Annotated in this window: 5 protein-coding genes; 4 read left to right on the forward strand and 1 reads right to left on the reverse strand. The window is 32.0% G+C overall.

Annotation, left to right across the window (positions count from 1 at the left end; genetic code table 11):
• Positions 1-78: 78 nt before the first annotated feature.
• Positions 79-822, forward strand: coding sequence for a sulfite exporter TauE/SafE family protein (locus ACI32A_RS09005; RefSeq protein ID WP_439754726.1), 744 nt, complete (start codon positions 79-81; stop codon positions 820-822).
• Here ACI32A_RS09005 and ACI32A_RS09010 read toward each other — a convergent pair.
• Positions 819-1136, reverse strand: coding sequence for a hypothetical protein (locus tag ACI32A_RS09010; protein ID WP_439754727.1), 318 nt, complete (start codon positions 1134-1136; stop codon positions 819-821). The genes ACI32A_RS09005 and ACI32A_RS09010 overlap by 4 nt on opposite strands.
• Before the next feature lie 196 nt (positions 1137-1332).
• Here ACI32A_RS09010 and ACI32A_RS09015 point away from each other — a divergent pair, with 196 nt between their 5' ends.
• The 3 genes from ACI32A_RS09015 to ACI32A_RS09025 all read left to right on the forward strand — a co-directional run.
• Positions 1333-3159, forward strand: coding sequence for a hypothetical protein (locus ACI32A_RS09015; protein WP_439754728.1), 1827 nt, complete (start codon positions 1333-1335; stop codon positions 3157-3159).
• A gap of 145 nt (positions 3160-3304) precedes the next feature.
• Complete coding sequence (lepB, locus tag ACI32A_RS09020; protein WP_439754729.1) at positions 3305-3811, forward strand: signal peptidase I; 507 nt, start codon at positions 3305-3307, stop codon at positions 3809-3811.
• Positions 3790-5089: DUF7601 domain-containing protein (locus ACI32A_RS09025; RefSeq protein WP_439754730.1), on the forward strand; the 1300-nt coding region annotated here is incomplete at its 3' end. The genes lepB and ACI32A_RS09025, both read left to right, overlap by 22 nt.

Genomic DNA, 5089 nt, shown 5'->3' on the forward strand with positions numbered 1-5089 from the left:
ATTAATTGGTCATCTTCAACAAGAAGATGAAATAAAAGAAAGATTGAAATAAAATAAAGAAACCTTATAATAAAGAACATGAAATATATTTTGATTTGTTCATTGGTATTTGTAGCTGGTTTAGTGGATGCCATTGCAGGAGGCGGTGGACTGATTTCTTTACCAGCTTATTTAATGGGAGGCATACCGGTTCATCAAGCTATTGCGACCAATAAATTATCGAGTTCTATGGGAACAACCATTACAACAATTCGCTATGGAAAAGCAGGTTTTATTCGATGGGATATTGCTTTGGTTTGTGTTATTTTTGCGATGATTGGTTCTTCACTAGGGGCAAATTTGGCTTTACATATTCGTGATTTTTATTTTAAAAGAATCATGGTTGTTCTTTTGCCTTTGGTTACCATTTATATTTTGTATCCTAAGACTTTTAAAGAAAAAGAAGAACTATCTAATAAAAAAACTTTATGTATGAGTTGTGTCATAGCTTTTATTATTGGAATATATGATGGTTTTTATGGACCTGGAACAGGTACGTTTCTTTTAATTTGTTTAACAAGTTTTGCGCATTTAAATTTAAAACAAGCCAATGGAATCACAAAGGTTATTAATTTAACAACGAATTATGCGGCTTTAGTGGTTTATATCTTAAATGGAAAAGTGTTATTTGTATTGGGATTGATTGCGGGTTTATTTAATATGTTAGGAAACTATATTGGTTCTTCTTATTTTAAAAAACAGCAATTGTCTGTAAAACCTATTATGGTCATTGTCTTAGTGATTTTCTTTATAAAGACAATAAAAGAAATCATCGGCATTTAGCCGATGATAGAATAGAATTGATCATAGGATTCGTCTAGTAATTCAAAGACATCGTCTTTAAATTTAAAACATATATAGTCATATAATCGAGAATCGATTTGTTCCTGAACAATGAATTTCTCGATTATTTTTTTGTCTTTTAAAAATTGAGATTTAGGAACTTCTCCGTCTCTGTATTTTAGAGGTTCATTGTCTTGTTCAATTAATTGTTGAAATAATTTCTTATCTTTTTTAGACATAGATGTCATATAGTTCCATAGATTTGCGATTTTTTCTTGTTTGATTGCTTCTGGATTCTTCTTTATAAAAAACATATTATCACCTTTTTTATTGTATCATAAATTCATTTTTTTCAAGAGTTTTTAATTTGTGAAATTAATTCACAAGTGCTTGTTTTATAAACCGGGGGGGGGTAATTAATAACAAAGCAAAAACACGAATTTAACGTTACAATAATAATTGTAAGATTGTCTTAATTTTTAAGACCAATCTGAAAGAAAGGAGGAAATTATGAAGAAAATATTAAAATGGTTAATTCCATGCCTGGTAGCTTGTTTTATGGTTGCAGGACTTGTACAAACAGCTTCGTTTACATTTGCGGAGGGTCAAACTGTTCTAGAAGGATCAGATTCAGGCGACAATTCAGAAGTTCTAGAACAAATTCCAAATGCAGGTGATGAAGGAACTCAAAAACTAGAAAGTAGTATGTTTTTTTCAAGAGAAAAAGTAAGTACATATGCAGATTTAACACCAGATACAAGTTATATTGTGTTAAGTATTTCTTTAAATTTTGAAAGTGGTATATCAAAAGAGGATATTCAAACAATTCTTAGTCAGTTAGAATTCACTGTGACAGATGGACAAAATACTCATACTGGAAAAATTTCAGATATGATTAAGCAGTCTGAAACAGAATATAAATATTCATGGAGATTGACAGGGTTAACTGGAGGAACATACACAGTAAAGCAAGATGGATTACCGGAATCTTTAGCATCTACTATTGATTTTAGTACTTCTTTAACATCAGAAACAGTTGAAATTGAACCTATGAAATTAAAATGGCAAGGGGATATAAATACAAGCGGAAGCCAAAGAGATTATTTAGTACAGGGAAATTCTCAATCTAATAAAATATTGATTTTTTCTGGTACTACGGGGACTTATGGAGTAATTTCGTATAAGGAATTATCGGAATCTGAAAGACTGGCAATATTCAATGGTGTCAAAGATATGACGGGTTCAAAAGGGCAATTTAATGGTTGGACATCAATGGATAATTTGCAATTTTATAGTTTAGAAAAGTACGCTAATAATCCCAAAGAACAAGGTGGACATTATGGACCTTACGTTAAACTGAGTCTAGGATCAGATAGATATCTTGAGTATTATCCGGACACATATTCCAATCAAAATAATGTTTACAATATTTATGCTCCATCAAAATCATGGAATGCTGGATGTGATGCCAGCTATGAATATATTGGCGGTTCTTTTGGAGATATTGAAGTTACAAATACTTACAAGCCAAAATTTAAAACCATAACAGTGACTAAAGAATGGTTATGTGATGAATCAGATAAAACAGATGTAAGTGTGGCATTATATGATTCAGAGGGGAATTTGATTACAGATAAAGAAGGAAAAAGCATTCAAACTATATCTCTAAATGGTAATGGAAATTATTATTGGACAATCCCTAAAAATACAAATGTAGGGTATGTAAGAGAATTATCTGGTGAAAATCCAATCGATGAAAATGATGATTGGAAAATCACATTAAATGAAAAAACATTCAAAGTTGAGTATGTTCCAGGAAATGTTGACCCTATTACAGGAAATCAGACATTTACAGTAAAAAATACAAAATTATGTAAACTGACTGTAGTGAAAAAAGTAAAAGGTTCGGCAGCAGTATTAACAGATGAATTTAATATTAATGTAAAATACGGAAAAGAAGCTGATAAAGCAACATTAAATGGTAAACCTGCAGAAGAAGGCAAAGAATCAACAAATACAAAAGTGTATGAAGATATTCCATACCAAACAGAATATGCAGTTGAAGAAGATTCTTCCGATGAAAATTTAAAAGGGTACAGTCCTACTTATCAATTGAATGGTAATAATGTTGTTGATCAAGAAAACAAACCTGCATCAAAAATAAGTGGAAAAATAACTAGTGATACTACTGTAACTGTCATCAATACAAAAGAAGCTATTCCATTAACTGGAATTATTGACAACACACCAAAAGGTCTTGGAATGATTGGTACTATCGTAGCTGAAGTAGCAGCTATCGCATTCGTTCTTAAAAAGAAAAGACAATTAAAAATGTAGAGTAAGTATCAATTATTGGCGTAATAGACTTACTCTACATATCAATCGAAATCATTAAGCAATTAGCAGTTGTTTAATAATTTCAAATCAATTTTATCAATATTGTTTATCAATTTAAACAATCTATTGAAAGGTATTTAACTAAATGAATCAAAGTAATGCTTTGAAACAGGAAATAAAGGACTTCACTATAAAGTTAGGTCTGCTTGCAATTGTATTCACTGTATTGTTTGGATTCTGCTTTGGATTCATGGCAAATCCAGACGACTCGATGTCCCCTGCCTATGAGGAGGGAGATCTGGTCTTTTACTATAGGATAGACAGATCGTATGTATCAAACGATACAGTGGTACTGAAATACAATGACCGAGCGGTCGTAAGAAGAGTCGTTGCTGTTGAAGGTGATACAGTGGATATCAATGAAGATGGACAGCTGATGGTAAACGGCTTCGTTCAACAGGAAAGCCATGTGTTTACCAAGACGTACCCATATAAAGAGGGAATCAGTTTTCCAGTTACACTGGAAAAGGATGAAGTATTCCTGCTGGCAGACAATAGAGAAAACGCACAGGACAGTCGAATATATGGACCTGTGAAGAAGTCCGAGATAAAGGGATCAGTCATGCTTGTATGCAGACGAAGAAACCTTTAGAGAAAAAAGAAAGGAAAGAATTAATTATGTTTAAGAAAAATATCAAACCGGTACTACTGGCTGGTGCTTTAGCTTTAGCAACTGCAATTAGTCCGGTAATGGCGGCAGATATAAGCAATAGCTATGACCCTAATGCCGCGAATAATAAATATGATACTGTTCAAAAAGATGGGGAAGAAATAAAAACAAATATTTCTGGTGATACAGTAAACATCAAGAAAACATTATCTTTCGATAATAATTTAAAAAATTTAAATGAACAATTAAGTTTCAATTTTACTGTTAATCATAACACTAGTTCGGGTGCAAATGATACAGAAAAGGGAACAGGAACAGCACCTGTTGTTAAAGTAAATAATGTTGAAACAAATACTGGAACAATCACTTTTACTGATTTAGCCACATCTCCATCTGCATTGGCATTTAAATTTGAACCAACTACTGGTACTACTCCAGGTAACTACTACTATACATTAACAGAAACCCCAGGTACTCAGAATGGAACAGCTCAAACTGGTGTTACATATTCTGAAACAACATATACAATTATTGTTCAAGTACAAAATAGTAATACAGAGGCTCCTGGATCAGTTAAAGTAGATCATTTAGTCATAATAAATAATATTACAAACAGAAAAGGAAACGCTGAATTCACAAACATTTATAATGAAAATGCTATTTTGGAAGTTGAAAAACAAGTAAAAGGAACAGGTGCACATGCAGATTCTTTTGATTTTGTTATTGATTTGACATTACCTGAAAATTTTGCAAAAACTTTAAAAACTGATACATATACTTGCACAATTGGTAAATCAGTTTCCACTGGATCACAAAAAAATCCAAATGACCAAGTAAAATTTAATTATGTTCAGGTTACGTTTACTAAACATGAAGATTCAACATCAGGAGATGCAGTAAGGGTAACATATGACGCTCAGTTAACAGGACAATTGGCTGATGATGGTATAGTTACGATTGAAGGATTACCAGTAGGTACAACGTATAAAGTATCTGAAAAAGATACAGATTACACTGAAACAGCGACTTCAAATACTAAAGCTGGCGATAATGTTGCTAGAGATGAAACTATAACTGTTGATGATAAATCGGTAAAATATTGGTATGTAGATGGAATAATTATCGATTCTGTAGATAAAACTAATATTAATCATGTAACATTTACAAACACCAAGGATTCAACTCCATTAACTGGTGTCATCATCAACAACATGCCATATATCGCATTGTTAGGAGCATCTGGAGCAGGATTAGTAGTAT

The organism is Floccifex sp. (genome assembly GCF_051873555.1).
Taxonomy (GTDB): Bacteria; Bacillota_I; Bacilli_A; order Erysipelotrichales; family Erysipelotrichaceae; genus Floccifex.